The following is a 19,587-nucleotide window of genomic DNA, read 5'->3' as shown; positions in this document are numbered from 1 at the left end:
TGACCGTTGAGTCGAAAAGTTTTCGGTAGAACTCAAAAATTGACGGTAGAATTAAAAAGTTGACGGTAGAATCGAAAAGTTTTCAGTAGCACTCAAAATTTGTAAAAAAAGAACCTAATTGAAATATTGAAATAAGACCTAAAAATTAACTATCATGAGAAATCAAAAAATTGCACAAGACCTGGGAGGTTACCAACTAACCTTAACAAATGCTACAGATCCTGAAATCCTTGAAGCCACTCAAAACTTCAATTACGACACCGAACGAATTGCAGAAGGCACTGTCCTCTTGCAACAAGCCCAACAGCTTAATATCAAGCAAGAAAAAGAATATGGAGAACAATATTCGGCAACGACGGTGCTGGACAACGCGATAGACGAATTTAATGATTCAACCTACATGCCCCACATCAGGCTGGCTCGCAAGCTATTTGCCACCGATAACGGAATACTGTCCATGTTGGATGTGAATGGCCGCCGGAGATGGCGCTACGAAGAGTATATCAGTCAGGCCCGAACCTTTTACAACAATGCGTTGTCTACACCGCAAGTGCTGAGCAAATTCGCGATGGTCAATATTACGACCGAAACCTTGCAGGCCAGTCTGGATCAACTAAACAACCTGGATTTATTGCGTGCTGCTCAAAAGAACGAAAGCGGCGAAGCGCAGCAAGCTACTGACGACCGGGACCGCGCCATGGACGAAATTAACGAGTGGATGAGCCTTTACTACACGGTTGCCAAAATTGCCCTGGCCGACAAGCCCCAACTGCTTGAAAAACTGGGCGTGAAAGCATAACCTGAATTTACCCTTCTGTAAATAATACTCAAGTGGAGACCAGAACCCACTGAAAAAACGGGGCGAATCCGAAAAGCCATACGAGTAGGAAGATTTCAAATAAAAGGAGTATGAAAAAAGTAATTTTATCTTTGTTGGTGATCATTGGACTTACGTTTTGTATGACATCGTGCTACACTTACACAGCCACCGTAGGTGAAGGTTCGCAAACCGGTGTCGAAGTTAAGAAGATGAATCACTACGTGGTTTATGGTCTTGCACCTGTTGGCGTCTCCGATGCCAAGGAAATGGCTGGTGGAGCCGAGGACTATAATGTGACCATCACCCACACTTTTGTTGATGGGCTGATTAATGCCCTGACCTTTGGTATTTACACCCCAACGACAACAATTGTAACAAAATAATAATGCTTGCTTGAGATAATTTCAATTCAGAAATTATCTCAAGCTTCAATCAGTAAATTCAATGAAAAAATTTCTTCGGATAACCGGAATCGTACTGTCATTCTTCTCATTCTTGTCGTTGTTGAAATACATTTTTGATTACAATATCCTGTCAGAATACGGGAAAGGGTACCTATGGGGAAAAATAACCCTATTCCTTATTGGCGTTGTGCTCATGTACTTCGGCTTAAAAAAAACAAAACAAACGCAAGCCAAAAACCAAAAGATTTAGAGACTGTTTAAATTTGGTTTGTTCAAAACGCATTCCTGTTCAACCCTTGCAGGGTTGTTATACTGCATTTCTCATTTCCCGTGGGTTGACACCCACGGTTAATCAAATTAAACCCATTCTGGGTTTTGCGTAAGCTCAAGCCCGAAGGACTTCAATATGAATCGCCTCCGGTAAAACCGGAGGGATATAAACAAACATGTTTGAGAACCCCGAAGTGGGTTCAATAAAAATTTAAACAGTTTCTTAAACCATCCAACCACTGCCGTTTAGCTCCTTGATCCATCAAGCAAGAAACTACCAAACCACACCAGTCAGCTGATTGGTGTGGTTTTGTTTTTTAACTATTCAAAAAAAAGCAACCGAAATGCTGCAGCGGGCATCAAACAAACAAGGCCAGGAACAGCAGGCTCAACAAGCTACCTGAATTCAATCGGGCACGGATGTGTTTTAAGGAAAGGGTAATTTGGTTTTCAACCGTTTTTTCGGTGATGCCCAGTTGATGGGCAATTTCCTTATGGCTCAGGCCTTCCTCGCGGCTCATCAGATAAATGGCCCGTCGTTTTTGGGGCAGTTCATTCACCAGTCGGTGCACTTCATCGGCCAACTCCTTCAGTTGGACAAGCTCGTCGGCAGCCAAACTTTCTTCGTTAAAATGCGCCTTCAATCGAGCCAAAAAATCCTGATCTTTTGCACGGTTCCGAAACAGGTCGATGATCAGATTATAGGAAACAGAAAACAAAAATGCCTGAAGCGAACGCGAACTGTCGATGGCCGTTCGTTTGTTCCAGATTTTCAGAAAGGTTTCCTGAACGACCTCCTTGGCGTCTTCTTTATTTTTGAGCATCGAAAAAGCAAAGCCATACAGCCGCTGGCTATACCGTTCATACAACTGATCAAACGCCTGCACATCACTTTTTTTGATTCGCCTGGCCAGCTGCTGATCTATGTGGGTTGAAGAATTCATCCTGATTAAAGTTTCCGTGGCATCCCGATTTTCGTTTCTAATCTTTTAATCCGGCTGGAAACGCTTTCCTATGAACCACGGCAACAAGTCGTTTCGCCAAAGCTATGGAAATAAATTCAATGGCTGGACAACAACTTTTCCCGAATTTCAAAAAATCAGCCGTCAATTTCTTCCTTCAGCACGTCACGAATCTCCATCAAATTGGATTCGAGCTTGAGCATGTTGTCGATCAAAAAATTAAAAATGTCGGGCCATTGGTTTTGCCGGTGAATGTCGAATCCCTGCTGCTCGACAAACACGCGGCAAACTTCTTCGCCACTTTCGCGCACATACAAAAAATCCCACACCAAGCCATTTTCAAAGCCTGCTTCCAGAAGCGGCTTGTACCGCTGCAACTTCTCAAACGCATCCAGCCGTTTGCTTTCGTTCCGGTGGTTCAGCTCAATCATCACTTTGGCCGACTGCCGGTCCACCTCAAACTTCAGATCAAGTCCTGAAATTTTGGTGTCGTACAAAACCCACTTTTTACTTCTGCCTTGCAGTTCGGGTACCACCTGGCACCGCTTGCCAAATAGGATCCAAAAATCTTTGCGCAGTTGCTTTGCTTGTTCCTGTGTGTACATTCAAATTCAATTGAACGGCTAAAATACGAATGAAAGCTGGAATTTGGAATGTGGATTTTGGATTTTGAACCTTGGAATTCTATTTCCACGGCTGAACAATTTCAGCGTTGCTTTGTCCATGAATCAGAAACCAAAAACACAAACGTTTAAAATCGAATCCTGTGCGACGAATCATGCTCATCAGGCAAGTGCTATCTTTCGTGCTTATTTTGGCTTTTGGTATGCACCAGTTTGCCCAGTTGGGGATTTTGGTCTCCTTCAAAATCAACCAGAATTACATCGCCGAGTTTCTGTGTATTGAAAAAGACCTGCCCGAATCGACCTGCCAGGGCTGCTGCCAATTGAAAGACAAGCTGGAAGAACATGAAGAACAACAACAGGACGCACCCGAATCGCAAAACAGGAAGTACGAAATTCAACTTTTTCCAGCCGACCAAGACTTCTTATTGAAAATGCAAACGCAGGTGATAGCGCTCGACTGGGCACCAAACCCAATCAGCGGCATTTTACTGTGCCAAGCCATTTTTCATCCGCCCAAATCCAAAGCTTGACCTACCATTTTTTGAGAGCCATTATCGTTTAGTCCGATTCCGTACTAAACCATCACACAACATTAATTCAATTAAAAATGATTCGAATCATTCAAGCGATCTACGATACGAAGATTTGGGTTTTGCTTGTTGCCATCCTGATTTTGCCAAATGTCAGTTTTGCACAGACACGAAGCCTGATACTTCTTGATAAAAACACAAGTCAGCCTATCGAAAATGTCAACTATGCCTATGGCGACCAGCAGGGAATTTCTTCGGAAGAAGGAGCCATCGCGCTGGACTATACTCCGGGCGTTCCCCTGGTTGTTTCGCACATTCAATTTGGAAAGCACCGTTTTACAGCTGAAGAAGTAGCCTGGGCGCTTGAGCAGGGCAAATTCCTGCTGGCAACACACAGCCACAATTTGCAGCCCGTCACTTTTCTCAGCATTCATCCCAAAACCGGCGAGCACGAACAGCTCACCTTTCAGGTGCAGGACCAGTTGGCACATGATGCCGGACATTTACTGGAGCAGTTCAGCGCCATTTCCAGTATTCGCAAAAGCGGTGCTTACGGCTTCGACCCGGTGTTGCGTGGTTTCAAATACGACCAAATCAACCTGGTGATTGACGGCACCCAATGCGCCACGGCAGGCTGCCCAAACCGCATGGATCCGGCTTCAAGCCAGGTGCCGCTCAACATGATTGTGGAGGCCGAGCTGATGAAAGGCCCGCACAGCCTGCGCTATGGCAATGCTTTTGGCGGAACCATCAACTTCAAAAGTGCCGCACCGCAGTTTTCAGATCAACTGAAATTCCGTGGCCGTGTCGGCAGCAGTTTCGAAACCAACGGCGAAGTGAGCCGCAACGAAGCGCTGCTTGGCCTGAGCTCGAAAGTGGCCGACCTCAGCATTTTCGGTTCACTAGCCACTGGTAAGGATTATGCGGATGGTGAAGGCGTGGAAATTCCGGCCGATTTCTACCGCACCAATGTGGGAACTAGAATTGGGTTGAAGATCAGCGAGACGCAGCAGCTCAGCCTGATGGTCTCAAACAACTACGCCAAAGATGTAGATTTCCCGGCCTTGCCCATGGACTTGCGAAAAGACGACACCTGGCTGATCAACCTGGGGCACGAAGCAAATTTTTACCAAAGCGCGCTTTCGTCGTGGTCAACCACCGCGTATGCTACCTGGGTCGATCACCTGATGGACAATCGCGACAAGGAACTCAATCCGCGAATGGTGAATTCGAACACGGCAGCCAAAACCAACAACCTGGGTGGCCGCACCGAACTGCGTTTCGATTTTGATCAGGACTGGCTGTATGCCGGAGCAGACCTGCGATTAGAAAACGCGGAGGGTACGCGCCAACGCGAGATGCTGATGGGTCCCATGGCCGGACAAACCATCAACGACAATGTTTGGCAGGATGCCCAAATCCTCAAGAATGGACTGTTTGCTGAGTACCACCACCAGCGGGCCGGCTACCACCTTGTCGTTTCGGGCAGGCTCGAGCTGAACCACGCCGAAGCCGGTGATCCGGATCCTGACTTTGCCAGCCAATACCGCAAGTTGAGCTCCGACCTGCTAAATCCCGCCCTCAGCCTGGGTGGCACGAAAACACTGACGGAGCAATTGGCCATCAGCCTGTGGATGGGAACCGCGCAGCGCAGCGGCGGACTGGCTGAACGCTACATCAACTACTTCCCCATCGGGCTCGACCCGTATGAGCTGATTGGCAACCCGGAACTGAAGGCCGAGACCAATCGACAAATCGACTTGATTTTCGACTACAAACATGGCGGAACGCTTTTGAACCTGAACTTGTTTTCATCATTCCTGAGCGATTTTATTTCTTCGGAAATCAGGGACGACTTGCAGCCCAAAATGGCGACGGCTCCGGGAGTCCGACAGTTTGTGAATATCGACAAAGCGCGAATCGTGGGTTTTGAAATGAGCTGGCAGCAAAGTTTGACGAACCATTTTCAGCACATTGCCGAGCTGGCCTATTCACACGGACAAAACACCACCACCGATGAAGCACTGCCCGAAATTCCGCCCATGGAATTCCGCTACCGGCTGATTGGGTCATTTTTACAAAAGAGACTGCGTGCCGAACTCAACCTGCGCCATGCCTTTGAACAAAACCGGATTGCCGAAAGCTATGGCGAAACCGAAACGCCGGCTTTCAACCTGCTCGACCTGAAAGCCTCGTACGCCGTCAGCAAACAATTCAGCCTGTCGGCGGCGGTGCACAACCTGTTCGATGAAGCTTATTACGAACACCTGTCACGCTCGGTAAGAAGTGCGGAAAGTCGCCCCATTTACTCACCGGGACGAAGTTTTTACCTGAACCTGAGTTATCATTTCCGGTAAAAGCTCAGCGTATTTCGACGCGGAACCAGGAAATTCAAGAGCCATCATTCAGCAGTCAGGGCTTCACGAACGAGTGAAACCCTGATTGCTGATCATGACAGCTCAGCTTGCTGTTTTCTATTTGATAACTGTGGTCAGGATTCCTCCGTGTTCGCAGCCTTGGTTTTACTATTAAAATACAGGAAGCTATAGCCAGCCAATCCCGAAATAAAGGAGCCCACCAGGATTCCGACTTTGGCTGAGTCGGCAATCGCCGGATCGGTAAAAGCCAGATTCGAAATAAAAATAGACATGGTAAAGCCCACCCCGGCAAGCAGAGCCACGCCGATGATGTTTCGGTAATTCACGCCCTCAGGAAAATCAACAAGCTTCAGCTTTTTGCCCATAATGGCGAATAGACTCACCCCAACACCTTTGCCGACAAACAAGCCGATAACAATGTGCAGGATTAAACTGGTATCGAGCTGAACATCGGTGCTGATGGTGATTCCGGCATTGGCCAGTGCAAATACAGGAATAACCAGATAGGCCACCCAATTATGCAGCCGGTGCTCGAGGTGCTGCAAAGGCGACTGCACGCGGCCAGTCATATCTTCCAGCTCATCAAGTTGTTCAATCTGATCGTGCGTCAAAATTGGCACGGTCTGCTCCTTGGAAACTTTCAGTCCCTGAAGCACACCGCTAATACTTTCGGTGTACGACCGCACATCAACCCGCTGACTGATGGGAATGGTGAAGGCCATGAGCACCCCGGCAATGGTTGGATGGATCCCTGATTTCAGAAATAAAACCCACACCACAACACCGACAATAAAAAACACATATTTTGAATAGACTTTCAGGTACGACAACAAAAACAGCAAGGCAAGCAGGCCAAACGCATAGAAAAGCAACGACCAGTAGATTCCCGAGCTGTAAAAAACAGCGATAGCAATCACCGCGCCCAAATCATCGATAATGGCAAAAGCGGTCAGAAATACTTTCAAGGCAAGGGGCACGCGTTTGCCTAAAACATTCAGAATGGCCAGCGAAAACGCAATGTCGGTAGCCATTGGAATCCCCCAGCCCTGGGCAGTTTCAGGATTGGTATTCAAAAACAGAAACAGCGCCACCGGGACAATCATTCCACCCAAAGCACCAAAAAACGGGAAAGCCGCCTTTTTGACACTGTTGAGCTCACCAATCAGGAGCTCGCGCTTAATTTCCAGGCCGATCAGGAAAAAGAAAATGGCCATCAAACCATCATTCACCCACAAAATAAGCGGTTTGCTTAAAGTAAATCCTTCGGAAGTGAAACCCATTTTGTAATCCCATAGCGACTCGTACAAGTGCGCAAAAGGAGAGTTGGCCCAAACCAGCGCCAAAATGGTCGCAAAAAGCAGCAGGATGCCACTGAAACTCTCAATCTTAACAAACTTCTGAAATGGCGTGATAATTTTCTGGATCATGAATATATTTATTAGGCGAAAAGTCAGCCGGTGTCAAACGATAAACCCCATTAACCGGTCAATACCCTGCGCGTTTACAATGATAAACTCACTTTAAAATATCAAACAATTCGAGAAAAAGTTCACTGCCAAATGACGAAATAACAAACTGCTAACAAATTGAAACCGGAGGGCAGTCTTTGAAACACATCAATAGATGCTCGCTTACTGCGCAAACATCTGCCAGCTGTTGTTATCGGTGGTCATTCAATTGCTTTGAAACAATCAATGACAAAAGAATGCACACAAATGACAATTGAATGACTTCCTCCCTAATTGCGCGAATCCACCAACTTAAATCTGCGAATAATCCAGCGGTACCAAAAACATCTTATTCACAACCGTGGCGGTGTGGGCGTATTCGGGCTTCACTTTCATCGTATCCCATTCAGGACTGCTGACAAACTTTTGCCAGTTGGCTGCGCGCTCATCCATGTCCTTAAACCAAAGCAAGTAAACCAAGGCTGGCATCTGGGGTCCGGCCAGAATCTCGCCAAAGAAGGTGGCATGCAAACCAACCTTGTCAAACAAGGCCAACTCCTCGTCGTTAAACATCTTTATCTTGCGCTGGTTGGCTTCCTCGTTGTTGCTTTCGTACGTGCGCAATTCAAACAGGCCACGGCTCTTTTCGGGCTGGCGCAGCTGTGGAATGGCATCGAAAGCTTCGAGCAGATAGGTTTCAAAACGGGTGTAAACTGCATTAGGAGCCGTGTCGTCGAAATAGCCTTGCGCTTGCTTCAAAAACTTTTCATCCATCCAAATCGCCTTTTTTATCCGGTGATATTCGGCCATCGATTTGTAAGCCAGCAAATAGTAAACCGTCGGCGGATCGGTTTGTCCGTATTCGCCAAAAGCCCCCACTTTCACCCCCTGCTCGTTCATCGCCGGGATGAGCGCATCGCGATAAAAACGATCGACTTTACTTTTTTGCCCTCCATTTTTGAAATGGTAAACGCGCCATTCGTAAATTTCTTTTTCTGAATTTGGTGGAGTAACATTTGCCGTGGCATGTCCGGCAACCGCAGCGCCCGCGATCAGTGCCGAACCTTTCAGGAAGTTTCTTCTTTTCATTTTTTTGGTTTAGAGATTAACGATTTGAAGATACAAATTCGAAATGAAACTACAGGAGATATTTTGTTGCCGTGTTGCTTTATTCGAAAGCGCCCATCCCAAACAGCGCAAAATCATACTTCACCGGATCGATCGGATCGAACTGTCTCAAACTTTCGGTCAGCTCCAGCACGGCTTTCCAATCGTCCTGTTTCCGGCTAAGCAAACCCAGTTGCCGCGCCTGCCGTCCGGTGTGAACGTCGAGCGGCAACAGCAGTGCCGACATTGGAATCTCATTCCACAAGCCAAAATCAACGCCACCATCGTCTTTTCTGATCATCCACCTCAGATACATATTCAACCGCTTGGCCGAGGCGCCTTTGTCGATATTGGACACATGCTTTTGCGAACGACTTTCATGAGCTACCTCAAAAAACACTTGCCGAAAGTGGCGCAGCGCCGAAGCCATGCTTTGATCGATCTGGTAACCGCTTGAAAAAACCGCTTCAAGCCCGCCGTGTTTTTCGTAGATATTTTTCAATGACCGAAGAAAAAACAGGCAATCCATTCCGTTAAAGGTCCGGTGCTTAAACTCCAGGAAATGGATCCAGTCGACTTCGTTGGTGCTCATTAAAAATTCATGCGGATTTTGGTCCATCATCTTCATCAGGCGGAAAGCATTTTTGATGATCGTTGGCCGTTGGCCCCAAGCAATGGTCGCCGCCAAAAAACCGGCAATTTCGATATTCTCTTTGCCTGAAAACTGTTTGGGCACCTGAATCGGATCGGTTTCAATAAATGAAGGCTGGTTGTATTGCCGGGTTTTCACTTCCAGCAGCTCGTACAGTTCTGTGTTGTGTTTCATGAATTTGCTTTATGTTTTGCGGGCATAAGGCCGGCTGATCGGTTCTTGGCTGAAAAATTCCAAATCCCATCCGGCAGCTGCCGGACCAAAAATCCAAGCACTGGCGATGAAAATGACTGTCAGTGACCAATGACCAATTATTCTTCAATCCAACCGTCACGCATGCGGATGATTTTATCGGATTGGCGGGCGAAATCTTCATCGTGGGTGACGATGACCAGTGTTTGGTTGAATTGGTCACGTAGTTGAAAAAACAGGTCGTGCAGGTCTTCGCGGTTTTTGGTATCGAGGTTTCCCGAGGGTTCATCAGCCAAAATCACCGCCGGATCATTAATCAAGGCGCGAGCCACAGCAACGCGCTGACGTTCACCGCCGGAAAGTTCGGCCGGTTTATGGGTCACGCGGTTTTCCAATCCCAAAAACTGAAGTAAATCCTTGGCTCTACCTTCAGCTTCCTTTTTCGATTTTTTAGCGATAAAAGCCGGAATACAAACATTTTCGAGCGCCGTAAACTCGGGCAGCAAGTAGTGGAACTGAAAAACAAAACCAATTTCGCGATTACGAAACGCTGCCATTTTTTTTTCACCCAAAGAAAAAACAGCCTGCTTACGGATTTCCAAATGACCGGAATCGGGTTTACTAAGCGTGCCCATAATTTGCAACAGCGTGGTCTTGCCGGCGCCACTTGGCCCAACAATGCTGTATAGCTTTCCTTGCGGGATTTGCAGGTCAATACCTTTCAACACCTGCAATTTGCCAAACGATTTTGTGATATTTTGAAGCTGAATCAAAGCGATTGAATTTTTGTGATCGCTAAAGATAGTTAAAGTAAGATGATTTCGCGAGCAAGGTAAAACAAGTATAAGCCGACTAGCACCACACCGGCGACCCAGTTGATTTTCCAACGTTTAATAATCAGCAGCAGGGCAAAGACAAGGATTGATGCAAACAAAATTGCGGTTGATTCCAACAAGTTTTGTCCACTGGCCGAAATTTCGCCACCGTAAATAAGCATCGCAATCATAAATGGTAAACCCAGCCCAACGAGAATATCAAAAATATTGGAGCCAATGGCGTTGCTCACGGCCATATCTCCACGCCCCTGTTTGGCCACAATCAGCGATGAAATCAGGTCGGGAACAGAGGTCCCGATCGCTAAAACAGTCAACCCAATAATGGCTTCGGGAATGTTCAGCACGTGCGAAAACACGATGGCCGCTTCGACTAAAACCCAGCTAAGCGCAGCAATCAGGATAATGGAAACAAAAAACACCAGGTAATAGCGCTCGGTTTTCGGAAAAATAAAACAAAGCCCTTTATCCAGCCAGTTGGCTTTTCCATTCTTGGTACAATCATCGTCTGGCTCTTCCTGCGTGTACTTCATATCCTTGTATGGAAACAGCTTGCGCCACTTGACCACGGCCACCACATAAACCACGTAAATCGCCAGAAAGGCAATGGCATTCCACAAGCTGAAGCTGCCATCGAAAATACCCCAGAGCAACAAGCCGACAGCAATAAAATAAAACACAATATCGCGCACAACGGGTTGCCAGGTCAGCAACGACTTTTTTACCAGCGCCACTACGCCAACAATACCCAACAGGTTGAAAAGCGCACTTCCTACGATACTGCCAATGCCAATTGCTTCGTGGTTTCCCGGTTTCAACACCGAAAAAAGCGCCACGAAAAGTTCGGGAGCACTGGATCCGACAGCCATAAGCGTGGCACCTGCAGCATCCGAAGACAATCTTAAATCATGGGAAATCCGGTCAAGCGAAACAACAAAGAACTTGTCAACAATGCGTGCCAGCAGAATAAAACTGAGCAACATTGCTAAACCTGGAAGTATTAATGACATAGCCTCAAATTATCTGTCGTAAGACTTTACGATCGTTTTTTTTAACTTTTACCGGTGTGGATAAAAGTCTCTGGAAATAACAAAACAGAAATGTAAGCTTAAAGTTTCTGATTTTTTGCTTCGTCCTCCGCTTCCAGCGGCGCATTGGAAGCCACTTCATTGATCTCTTGTTCGAGATTGGCGGTTTTCTTTTCCACCTTGGTCGAAGCATCCTCCACTTCCTTTTCAAGCTGCGTGGTTGTTCGTTCCGCTTCAGCCGAAATGTGCTCAACTTCTTTGTTCAGTTTGTTTGCTTCTTCTTTCATTTTAGAAGAAACCTGATCAATATCCTGGCTGATTTTTTTTGTTTCAGATTTCACGGTTGAACGAATATCATTGATTTCGCGTTTAAAATCGCCTGTGTTATCTTCAAACTCGCGCTTAATTTCGTTGGTCGCTTTTTTAAATTCGCGCATACCCTTTCCCAGGGTTTTGGCAATATCCGGAATGGCTTTCGATCCGAAAAACAAAAGGGCCAACATCATCACCAGCACAATTTCACCACCACTAATAAATAGCATATGAAGGGTCATTTTTTCAAAATTTTCAACAAATATACAAACAAGTTCAGTACATCGGCAATCGAAGTCATTTTTCGAAATAAAAAAAGAAGCCCCGGCCATTTGAGCCAGGGCTTCTGATCAATTATCTATCCAGATTATTTTCTTTTGGCGGCTAATTTTAATGCTCTGCGCTGTGTATCGTACGAAATTGGTGTGGCAATAAACAAGGAAGAGTAAGTACCAACCACAACCCCTACCAGCAAGGCAAAGGTAAATCCTTGAATGGATGTTCCGCCAAACAGGAAGATGGCCAGCAAAACCACAAAAGTACTCAACGACGTACTGAACGTACGACGCAAGGTCGAGTTCATGGCATCATCCACATTCTCTTCGCGGTTGCGTTTTGGGTGCAGTCCAATGTACTCGCGAATCCGGTCGAAGACAACCACGGTGTCGTTGATCGAGTAACCCAACACGGTCAGAATCGCCGCAATAAATGCCTGGTCAATTTCGAGCGAGAAGGGTAAAAATCCGTAGAAAAGCGAGAAAATCCCTAATACGATGATCGAGTCGTGTGCCAAGGCAGCTACCGCTCCAAGGCCATACTGCCAGTTCCGGAACCGGATCAGAATATAAAGGAAGATGATGACCAAAGCGAATGAGATCGCGATTAAGGCATCCTTCTTGATGTCGTCGGAAATGGTTGGCCCAACTTTTGCCGAACTCATCCGGTGCTCGCTGATGAAGCTGTCCATGTCAATCTCATCGATAAAACCACCTTGCTGTAAACCTTGCAGCATCAGTTGTTCTACTTCATTATCGACATCATCCGTCAACTCATCAATTTTATACTCGGTTGTGATTTTCACCTGGTTGCCGCCACCAAAAGTCTTTACTTCGGGAGCTTGTCCGTAAACAGCAGCCAATGCTTGTCCAACCTCTGCTACTTTCACTTCTTCATCAAAACGAACCACATAGGTACGCCCACCTTTGAAGTCGATGCCATAGTTAAATCCGCGGGTTACGAATGAGAAAATTGAAATTACGATCAGTGCGCCGGAAATGATGTAAGCCACTTTTCGTTTCTCCAAAAATTTGATATCTGAATGTCTTAACCAGTTGTCGGTAATTTTTGAAGTGAAAGTGATCTTCGCATCCTTGCCCAACTGGCGTTCAAAAATCAGACGGGTAAGAAAAATGGCTGAGAACAATGAAGTAAAAATACCGACAATCAAAGTGGTCGCAAAACCTTTGATCGGCCCTGAACCAAACATGTAAAGAACAATACCGGTCAGCAAGGTAGTTACCTGTCCGTCGATGATGGCTGAATAAGCATTTTTGTAACCATCGGCAATGGCCAACTTCAGGCCTTTACCGGCTTTTCGTTCTTCCTGAATCCGTTCAAAGATCAGTACGTTGGCATCGACCGACATACCGATTGTCAAAACAATCCCGGCGATACCAGGCAAGGTTAGTACAGCTCCCAAAGAAGCCAGCACTCCAATAACAAAGAACAAGTTAGCGAGCAGCGCCATGTTGGCGGTCAAACCTGCCTGTTTGCTGTAGAAAAACAGCATGTAGGCCAATACCAGCACAAAAGCGATAAAGAAAGACCACATCCCGCTGTTGATGGCTTCCTGTCCCAATGAAGGTCCTACAATTTCTTCCTGAAGGATGCGGGCCGGTGCGGGCATTTTACCCGATTTCAAAATGTTTGCCAAGTCTTTCGCTTCTTCAACGGTCTCCAATCCGGTGATGCTTGAGCGTCCACCGGTAATTTCACCGTTTACATTGGGGAACGAACGGACATAATCGTCCAAAACGATGGCAATTGATTTACCAATATTTTCTTTGGTCAAACGAGCCCATGTTTTTGCACCTTCTGCATTCATGGTCATGCTCACTTCCGGACGGCTACCAAACTGCTCGTAGTCCTGGCGGGCATCAACAATCACGTCGCCTTCAAGTGGTGCACGGCCATCGCGGCTGGTCACTTTAATGGCGATCAGGCGGAAGAAGTTTCCACCTTCGTCAACGGCTTTTGAAGTCCATTTAAAATCCATGCTCCTTGGAATGATCGACTTGATCTGGGGCATGTTCAGGTAGGTATTAACCGTAGACGTATCTTTAGAGTGGGCTGTTCCAACTACCGGTCCGGGGAAATACTGTCCATCGGCTGTTGTGCTTGGCTGCAGCACCGCAAACAATGGGAAATTCTTTCTAATGTCAGCCATATTATCCAACTCGCCAACACTGTCAGTCTCCGTTTGCAACTCATCAAGCAACGAACCTTCTTCGCTGCTTGTGTCCTCATCAGCGACTGTTGCTTCATCGGCTTCAGTTGAGTCCACTTTGGAAGCCGTAGCTTCCAGATCCAAAATTTCCTTCAGTTGCTGATTCACCTGCATCAGGTAAGGATACACTTCGCTGTTATCCCAGGTTTCCCAGAATTCGAGGTTGGCAGTTCCCTGCAACAGCTGGCGAACACGCTCCGGATTGTCAACACCTGGAAGTTCAACCAAAATACGACCATGCGTTTGTAAGGGCTGAACATTGGGTTGAGCCACTCCAAAACGGTCGATACGGGTACGGATGATGTTGAATGAGTTTTCGATCGCGGCATCGGTTTCCTGGCGAATAACCCTCAAAACATCGGCGTTTGAAGAGTTGTAGTTGACTTTGTTTTTCAGCTCCAGGGTATTGAAAATCGCCGCCAGTTGGGCATTCGGATCTACTTCCTCAAAAGCACGTCCAAACAGGGTTACAAAGTCATCCTGGCTGTCGCGTTGCATTTCCTGTGCCCGCTTAATTGCTGCATTAAAAGTTTCGTCGGCACTGTAGTTCGACAACGATTTGATCAAATCGACCACCGACACTTCCAGGGTCACGTTCATCCCACCTTTCAGGTCAAGACCAAGGTTCAATTCCTGTGCTTTCACCTCTTTGTAGGTGTAACTGCGTATTCCTAAAAGGTTATAAACTTCCTCACCTGCAATTGAATCCAGGTAATTCCGCTCTTTTGTTGCATCGCCCTGAGCATATTCGCGGGCGTCGCGTTCTACCTGCCTGGCTTTAAAAGTAAAAGTCAGCTGGTAAACGCAAACCAAAGCCAGTAAAATGGCAAAAGTTCTGATTAATCCTTTGTTTTGCATTTGTCTAAAATTTAGATTTTATGTGTGTGTTTGTTTGTTTGAAATTGAAATTCGGGCCGGGACCGGCTGCCACAAGTGACCTTAAACGAATTGAAAAATTCGAATAAAGCTTAGGATAACGGGGCATTGTCATCGGAACTGGAATGATGACAAATCATGAATTTTCGAAAATGAACCGTGAGATTTTGCGGCAAAGGTACTTTCAACGCGTCCGCTTTAAGCAAATGAAATGCTTTTTGGTTATGAAAGGCAGTCAAAAATTTATCCTGCCCAATGGTGAATAAGATTTTGGAAAACAGTCGATCGCAACCTGTTCTGATTTTGAAGCTGCTGGCCGGGTTACAAAAGAAAACCTGTGAAATATCAAACTGCGGCTCCGACGCATCCTGCTGGTTTTTAACCAATTGTTCCGGAAGTTGATCGTGCAAACTATCAACAACCACCGCACCGGCCACTAAGACGATAAAAGTCAGCAAGCGCCAAGCTATTTTTTTTGATATGTTAATCTTTCTTTTCACCCGTTTTTAATCAACAGGTCGCAAATATATTCATTTTTGTGAAACGAACATGAAATTTCACCCGAAAACAACGGGGTATTTTAAAACAGCTGATATTACTTCCGGGGTCTTGAAAATGAAATTGTTTCGTATTTGTAGTCGATCACGCACTGGTACTTTTTCAGCAAATCGCTTCCCAGTAATCCGCAAATACGAACGTCGCGGTATTTCCGGTAAATTTCGTTGACATGTTCCAGGTTAATCAGTGCCACTTTTTGCGCTTTGATTTTCAGTTTTCCAAATGCCATCGCCTGCAGTTCACCCACACCTGTTTCCACCATGCCCTCACTGATTCCGGCACTTTGATATTCTTCGTCGCTTGCGGGCTCAACAAGCGTATAATATTGCTCCAGCTTTTTATCAAACACGGTTTTCGACGCGCCCGTATCGATAATCCAGTATCCTTTTTCGCCATCTTCAAACTTACCCTGCACCAACAAGTGGTAATTATGATGCTCCAACTCAATTAATTCGACCGGTATTTTTGCCATATAGAATAAAAAAATGCCCCTGCACTTGCAGAGGCATTAAATATAGTGTTTAACTCCGAACTATTGAACTATTACACTTCCAACAGGTCATTGACCGCCTTAACACCTTCGGCACTGGCAGCCAGTTTTGCTTTTTCTGCATCAGAAAGCGAAATCTCAACGATTTTTTCAATTCCGTTTTTACCCAACACACAAGGAACACCCAAAGAGATGTCATTCAATCCGTATTCACCTTCCAATAGAGCTGAACAAGGGAACATCTTTTTAGAATCCAGTGCGATGGCTTTCACCAATTCAGAAACAGCCGCACCCGGGGCATACCACGCACTGGTTCCCAGCAATTTGGTCAGGGTAGCGCCACCTACTTTTGTTGCCTCAACAACTTCGCTCATTTTTTCTTCTGACAAAAATTCGGAAACAGGAACGCTGTTGCGCACTGCTTTTTCAATTAACGGAACCATACCGGTGTCCGAGTGACCACCGATCACCATGCCTTCTACATCAGACTGCGGGCAATCCAAGGCTTCAGCCAGACGATACTTAAAGCGAGCACTATCCAAGGCTCCACCCATGCCAATGATTCGATTTTTTGGAAGACCAGTTGCTTTGTGCGCCAGGTAAGCCATGGTATCCATCGGGTTACTTACCACAATGATAATCACGTTGGGAGAATGTTCGATGATGCTTGTGGCAACGGTTTTCACAATGCCTGCATTGATTCCAATTAACTCTTCCCGCGTCATTCCTGGCTTACGTGGAATACCACTGGTAATCACGGCCACATCGCTGCCTGCTGTTTTTGAATAATCGTTTGTTGTTCCGGTAATGGTTGAATCGAAACCATTTAACGATGCTGTTTGCATCAAGTCCATGGCTTTGCCCTCCGCAAATCCCTCTTTGATGTCAACCAAGACAATCTCGTCCGCGAAATCTTTAACTGCAATATATTCAGCACAACTAGCACCTACAGCACCTGCACCAACAACTGTTACTTTCATAATTTTATTTTTTGGTTTTATTAAAAATTGTAAACGTTGACAAAGATAAAATGTATTTTCAAAATGCCTAAAATTATTGAACCGCCTTAACAATTTAATAACTGGTTTGTACCGGGTTTTAAGTCTTGAAATTGCAGATTTTGAGTAGCCGGGTATTCGCATAACGATCATCTATTTCCAGCACATCCAGGTATCCAAATCAATTTCAAAAATTCTGAATCCTACATCAAAAGAATAGCCCATGACCATTTTGAATGTGCTTGTCACAAACGAGCCGACCCTGCCCATTTTTAAACGTTTGATTCGCGCAGGGCAGCGGATGGTTTAGGTCAGGCTCGAATACATTCTTTCGAATCAACCGGCCAACGCCCCTAGTTGAGCCAGTACGAAAGTTTTACGACCAGTGCCCGGTTTCGCGATGCCCAGTCGCCGGTAAAATAATTATCCGTATAAACCACAAAAAAATCAGAAACCGGTGCATAACGCCACTGAAAGCGTAAATTGACATTCATGTTATCAATTTGCTCATTGTACTGAACAAAGGTTGAAAGAAATACTTTGTCTGAAAACGTGATGTCCATTTTGGGGCCAATAAGCCAGAGGTCGGTTGTTTCAAACGGCTGTGGCAGGCGAATGCTGTTGTAGCTCATATTCAGGGTAAAATTGACATAGGGTTGAAATCGATAGCCCAACATGCCTTCCACCAAATCGATGTGCCCATTGTAAAAAGTTCCTTTGGTGTAACTCCCCGACCATTTCAGATTCTTTCGGTTATCCGACGCATATTCAACCCACGCACCACCATAGCGGTATTCCGAACCCGCCGGCAAATAGACATCGTTCTTATGGGTCGGATCAAAATCTTCCAGCAGATGGACATAAAAATCGAGCCATCCGATTTGGGCCGTTGCCCTGCTTTTGAACTCAAAATTGTACCCCACGGTTTGCTCATGATCGATTTTGCGGAACTCGGTATCGTAAAAGTTTTCACTCTCAGCAAAAACACCATGCGCTACAATCTTTTTGTTCGGCACCCAGGTGTAGCTGAACGATGGCCCCAAAAAGTTATAGCCCTTGCGACGCACAAACCCAACCTCGGCGTTGTAGTCCGTTCCCACACTGGTTTGAGCAAAGGAGATACCAATATTCCGCGTTTTGTATTCCAGGTGAGCTCCCTGTGCGTACTGCCCGCCTTCGTGCTCGTCTTCATCAAAAGAGTGGTGATAGAAAAATTTGCCATTCCACGCATTATTGCTCGAAGCCAGGTTGTAGTCAAGCCCAAGCACCCGGTTAAAATCCTGCGCACCGCCGGGCTCGTCAATATTTTCCTTATTCACCACAATCAATCCGGCACTTGATCGGGCAAACAGCTTCCGTTGTACCGAAGCTACGGCAAAGTTCCGGCCAGGCAAATCGGCGGTTTTTTCCGTTTGCATGTCCATCAGGCCCAGCCGCCAGTTGTTGTTCAGCTTTCCGCTCAGCCTCGCGCCAAAAAGCACAGGCGCATCGAGCCCAATACGGCGGGAGAAAAACGGTGTCACCACATCGTAGCCAAAGCCGGCAAACAAGTCGGAATTCTCCAGAAAAAACTGCCTTTTCTCCGGAAACAGTAATTCGAAACGATCCAGGTTGGTGACCTGTTGGTCGACCTCGGCCTGCGCAAAATCCGGATTGTAAGTCAAATCCAAATTCATCGAAGTGGTGACTCCAATTTTTGCATCGAAGCCCACATCTTTTTGGTAATCCGTCTTGCTTCCGGCCTCATAATTTTTAGCCACCGAGCCGTAAACGTAGGGAATGAGCGAAAACATGGTTTTTGACTTCGGAAGCGGTTCTTCCCAGTCCAACACGCCGGTATAGGCCAGCGAAGCCGTAGGAAACTGTCGTGGAACCGGAGCCCAGGAAGATTTTTCATTCATTTTCAGATCCAGCCGGCTAAAGTTGACATACCAACGATCGGTACCCGATTTAAAGCGAATGGATCGGAATGGGATGCGCATTTCGGTCACCCAGCGGTCGTCGTAATGCACGGTTTTCGACTCCCATTTGCAGTCCCAGTTTAGGTTAACGGCGCTTCCATCATGCATGATTCCGTCCCACTTGGCACCCGACGCCGAAGTGCCGAAGGAAAACCCATTGGTTTGATCCAGAAACGTATCAAAAAAAACCAGGAAATTGTCATTATTTCCGAAGACAAAATCGCGACGGAATGATTCCATGATGCGCTTGCCTGGACTAGAATCGAAAAAGGTAAATGCCAAATAAAACGCCTGATCATTGTAGGTCATGACCACTTCGCTTTTGGCATCGGCCAGCCCGGTATCAACCGGAAGAACCCGAAAAAAGTTATTGGCTTTTTCAGCCCGGACCCAATCCGGTTCATCCAGCTTTCCGTCAATATGAATCGGGCCGGTGGTCTTTTTTACATGAAGAACAAAATCTTTGTTAAAAGTTTGTTGCACGCTGTCGGGCTGATGGTTTTCCATGCCGGACACCGCACCGGCCAGAACAAGCACGAATGCCATTAGCAGAAAAAGGTTTTTCATTGTTTGATTTAATGGTTGTTAGCTTAGGCGAACAAAAGTACAAAAAACCAAACACATGACGCTTTCGGA

General features: G+C 46.2%; 18 protein-coding genes. 5 read left to right on the top strand and 13 right to left on the bottom strand.

Annotation, left to right across the window (positions count from 1 at the left end; genetic code table 11):
- Positions 1–154: 154 nt before the first annotated feature.
- From NC99_RS15495 to NC99_RS15485, 3 genes are all read left to right on the top strand, one after another.
- On the top strand, positions 155–799 hold the full coding sequence (locus NC99_RS15495; protein ID WP_053185589.1) for a hypothetical protein: 645 nt from the start codon (positions 155–157) through the stop codon (positions 797–799).
- Between the two features lie 110 nt (positions 800–909).
- On the top strand, positions 910–1,203 hold the full coding sequence (locus NC99_RS15490) for a Bor family protein (RefSeq protein ID WP_053185586.1): 294 nt from the start codon (positions 910–912) through the stop codon (positions 1,201–1,203).
- A gap of 61 nt (positions 1,204–1,264) precedes the next feature.
- Entirely contained in the window at positions 1,265–1,474 is a 210-nt protein-coding gene (locus NC99_RS15485) for a hypothetical protein (RefSeq protein WP_053185583.1), read from the top strand.
- A 379-nt stretch (positions 1,475–1,853) separates the two neighbouring features.
- Here the strand turns inward: NC99_RS15485 and NC99_RS15480 are convergent, their stop codons facing one another.
- Both NC99_RS15480 and NC99_RS15475 read right to left on the bottom strand, forming a co-directional pair.
- The gene (locus NC99_RS15480) at positions 1,854–2,438 is read right to left on the bottom strand and encodes an RNA polymerase sigma factor (protein WP_053185580.1); all 585 of its coding nucleotides are present in this window, start codon (positions 2,436–2,438) and stop codon (positions 1,854–1,856) included.
- 155 nt (positions 2,439–2,593) lie between these two features.
- The gene (locus tag NC99_RS15475; protein ID WP_053185577.1) at positions 2,594–3,061 is read right to left on the bottom strand and encodes a DUF4268 domain-containing protein; all 468 of its coding nucleotides are present in this window, start codon (positions 3,059–3,061) and stop codon (positions 2,594–2,596) included.
- A 161-nt stretch (positions 3,062–3,222) separates the two neighbouring features.
- Here NC99_RS15475 and NC99_RS15470 point away from each other — a divergent pair, with 161 nt between their 5' ends.
- Together NC99_RS15470 and NC99_RS15465 are read left to right on the top strand one after the other, a co-directional pair.
- Positions 3,223–3,612, top strand: a complete 390-nt coding sequence (locus tag NC99_RS15470; protein ID WP_157624957.1) for a hypothetical protein — start codon at positions 3,223–3,225, stop codon at positions 3,610–3,612.
- A 77-nt stretch (positions 3,613–3,689) separates the two neighbouring features.
- Positions 3,690–5,969, top strand: coding sequence for a TonB-dependent receptor domain-containing protein (locus NC99_RS15465; RefSeq protein WP_053185572.1), 2,280 nt, complete (start codon positions 3,690–3,692; stop codon positions 5,967–5,969).
- Positions 5,970–6,103: 134 nt separating this feature from the next.
- On the opposite strand, the gene nhaA is transcribed toward NC99_RS15465, so the two are convergent.
- The 11 genes from nhaA to NC99_RS15410 form a co-directional block, all read right to left on the bottom strand.
- The gene (nhaA, locus tag NC99_RS15460; RefSeq protein ID WP_053185569.1) at positions 6,104–7,417 is read right to left on the bottom strand and encodes a Na+/H+ antiporter NhaA; all 1,314 of its coding nucleotides are present in this window, start codon (positions 7,415–7,417) and stop codon (positions 6,104–6,106) included.
- Positions 7,418–7,750: 333 nt separating this feature from the next.
- On the bottom strand, positions 7,751–8,527 hold the full coding sequence (locus tag NC99_RS15455; protein WP_053185566.1) for an NIPSNAP family protein: 777 nt from the start codon (positions 8,525–8,527) through the stop codon (positions 7,751–7,753).
- Positions 8,528–8,606: 79 nt separating this feature from the next.
- On the bottom strand, positions 8,607–9,371 hold the full coding sequence (locus tag NC99_RS15450; RefSeq protein ID WP_053185563.1) for a TIGR02757 family protein: 765 nt from the start codon (positions 9,369–9,371) through the stop codon (positions 8,607–8,609).
- 137 nt (positions 9,372–9,508) lie between these two features.
- Positions 9,509–10,162, bottom strand: a complete 654-nt coding sequence (locus tag NC99_RS15445) for an ABC transporter ATP-binding protein (protein ID WP_053185560.1) — start codon at positions 10,160–10,162, stop codon at positions 9,509–9,511.
- 32 nt (positions 10,163–10,194) lie between these two features.
- Positions 10,195–11,232 carry a calcium/sodium antiporter gene (locus NC99_RS15440; protein ID WP_082326513.1) on the bottom strand — a complete coding sequence of 346 codons (1,038 nt, stop codon included), beginning with the start codon at positions 11,230–11,232 and terminating at the stop codon, positions 10,195–10,197.
- Between the two features lie 98 nt (positions 11,233–11,330).
- Positions 11,331–11,792 (bottom strand): Sec-independent protein translocase subunit TatA/TatB, encoded by a 462-nt coding sequence (locus tag NC99_RS15435; protein WP_053185554.1) that lies wholly within the window; start codon positions 11,790–11,792, stop codon positions 11,331–11,333.
- A gap of 137 nt (positions 11,793–11,929) precedes the next feature.
- Positions 11,930–14,926: a protein translocase subunit SecDF gene (gene secDF / locus NC99_RS15430; protein ID WP_053185551.1), complete on the bottom strand. Its 2,997-nt coding sequence runs from the start codon at positions 14,924–14,926 to the stop codon at positions 11,930–11,932.
- 110 nt (positions 14,927–15,036) lie between these two features.
- The gene (locus NC99_RS15425; protein WP_053185548.1) at positions 15,037–15,444 is read right to left on the bottom strand and encodes a hypothetical protein; all 408 of its coding nucleotides are present in this window, start codon (positions 15,442–15,444) and stop codon (positions 15,037–15,039) included.
- A 95-nt stretch (positions 15,445–15,539) separates the two neighbouring features.
- On the bottom strand, positions 15,540–15,974 hold the full coding sequence (locus NC99_RS15420; RefSeq protein WP_053185545.1) for an aspartyl protease family protein: 435 nt from the start codon (positions 15,972–15,974) through the stop codon (positions 15,540–15,542).
- A gap of 71 nt (positions 15,975–16,045) precedes the next feature.
- Positions 16,046–16,972, bottom strand: coding sequence for a malate dehydrogenase (mdh, locus tag NC99_RS15415; RefSeq protein ID WP_053185542.1), 927 nt, complete (start codon positions 16,970–16,972; stop codon positions 16,046–16,048).
- Positions 16,973–17,343: 371 nt separating this feature from the next.
- Positions 17,344–19,518, bottom strand: a complete 2,175-nt coding sequence (locus NC99_RS15410) for a DUF5916 domain-containing protein (protein ID WP_053185539.1) — start codon at positions 19,516–19,518, stop codon at positions 17,344–17,346.
- Positions 19,519–19,587: the final 69 nt, after the last annotated feature.

The sequence above is a fragment of the Sunxiuqinia dokdonensis genome, from assembly GCF_001270965.1.
In the GTDB taxonomy this organism is placed as follows: Bacteria; Bacteroidota; Bacteroidia; order Bacteroidales; family Prolixibacteraceae; genus Sunxiuqinia; species Sunxiuqinia dokdonensis.
Note: the sequence above shows the minus strand (reverse complement) of the source record. Positions and strands in the feature narration are given on the sequence as shown.

Excerpts from the sequence above, each read along its gene's own strand:
- NC99_RS15495 (WP_053185589.1), top strand. The coding sequence starts at position 155 with ATGAGAAATCAAAAAATTGCACAAGACCTGGGAGGTTACCAACTAACC.
- NC99_RS15490 (WP_053185586.1), top strand. The coding sequence starts at position 910 with ATGAAAAAAGTAATTTTATCTTTGTTGGTGATCATTGGACTTACGTTT.
- NC99_RS15485 (WP_053185583.1), top strand. The coding sequence starts at position 1,265 with ATGAAAAAATTTCTTCGGATAACCGGAATCGTACTGTCATTCTTCTCA.
- NC99_RS15480 (WP_053185580.1), bottom strand. The coding sequence starts at position 2,438 with ATGAATTCTTCAACCCACATAGATCAGCAGCTGGCCAGGCGAATCAAA.
- NC99_RS15475 (WP_053185577.1), bottom strand. The coding sequence starts at position 3,061 with ATGTACACACAGGAACAAGCAAAGCAACTGCGCAAAGATTTTTGGATC.
- NC99_RS15465 (WP_053185572.1), top strand. The coding sequence starts at position 3,690 with ATGATTCGAATCATTCAAGCGATCTACGATACGAAGATTTGGGTTTTG.
- nhaA (WP_053185569.1), bottom strand. The coding sequence starts at position 7,417 with ATGATCCAGAAAATTATCACGCCATTTCAGAAGTTTGTTAAGATTGAG.
- NC99_RS15455 (WP_053185566.1), bottom strand. The coding sequence starts at position 8,527 with ATGAAAAGAAGAAACTTCCTGAAAGGTTCGGCACTGATCGCGGGCGCT.
- NC99_RS15450 (WP_053185563.1), bottom strand. The coding sequence starts at position 9,371 with ATGAAACACAACACAGAACTGTACGAGCTGCTGGAAGTGAAAACCCGG.
- NC99_RS15440 (WP_082326513.1), bottom strand. The coding sequence starts at position 11,232 with ATGTCATTAATACTTCCAGGTTTAGCAATGTTGCTCAGTTTTATTCTG.
- NC99_RS15435 (WP_053185554.1), bottom strand. The coding sequence starts at position 11,792 with ATGCTATTTATTAGTGGTGGTGAAATTGTGCTGGTGATGATGTTGGCC.
- secDF (WP_053185551.1), bottom strand. The coding sequence starts at position 14,926 with ATGCAAAACAAAGGATTAATCAGAACTTTTGCCATTTTACTGGCTTTG.
- NC99_RS15420 (WP_053185545.1), bottom strand. The coding sequence starts at position 15,974 with ATGGCAAAAATACCGGTCGAATTAATTGAGTTGGAGCATCATAATTAC.
- mdh (WP_053185542.1), bottom strand. The coding sequence starts at position 16,972 with ATGAAAGTAACAGTTGTTGGTGCAGGTGCTGTAGGTGCTAGTTGTGCT.
- NC99_RS15410 (WP_053185539.1), bottom strand. The coding sequence starts at position 19,518 with ATGAAAAACCTTTTTCTGCTAATGGCATTCGTGCTTGTTCTGGCCGGT.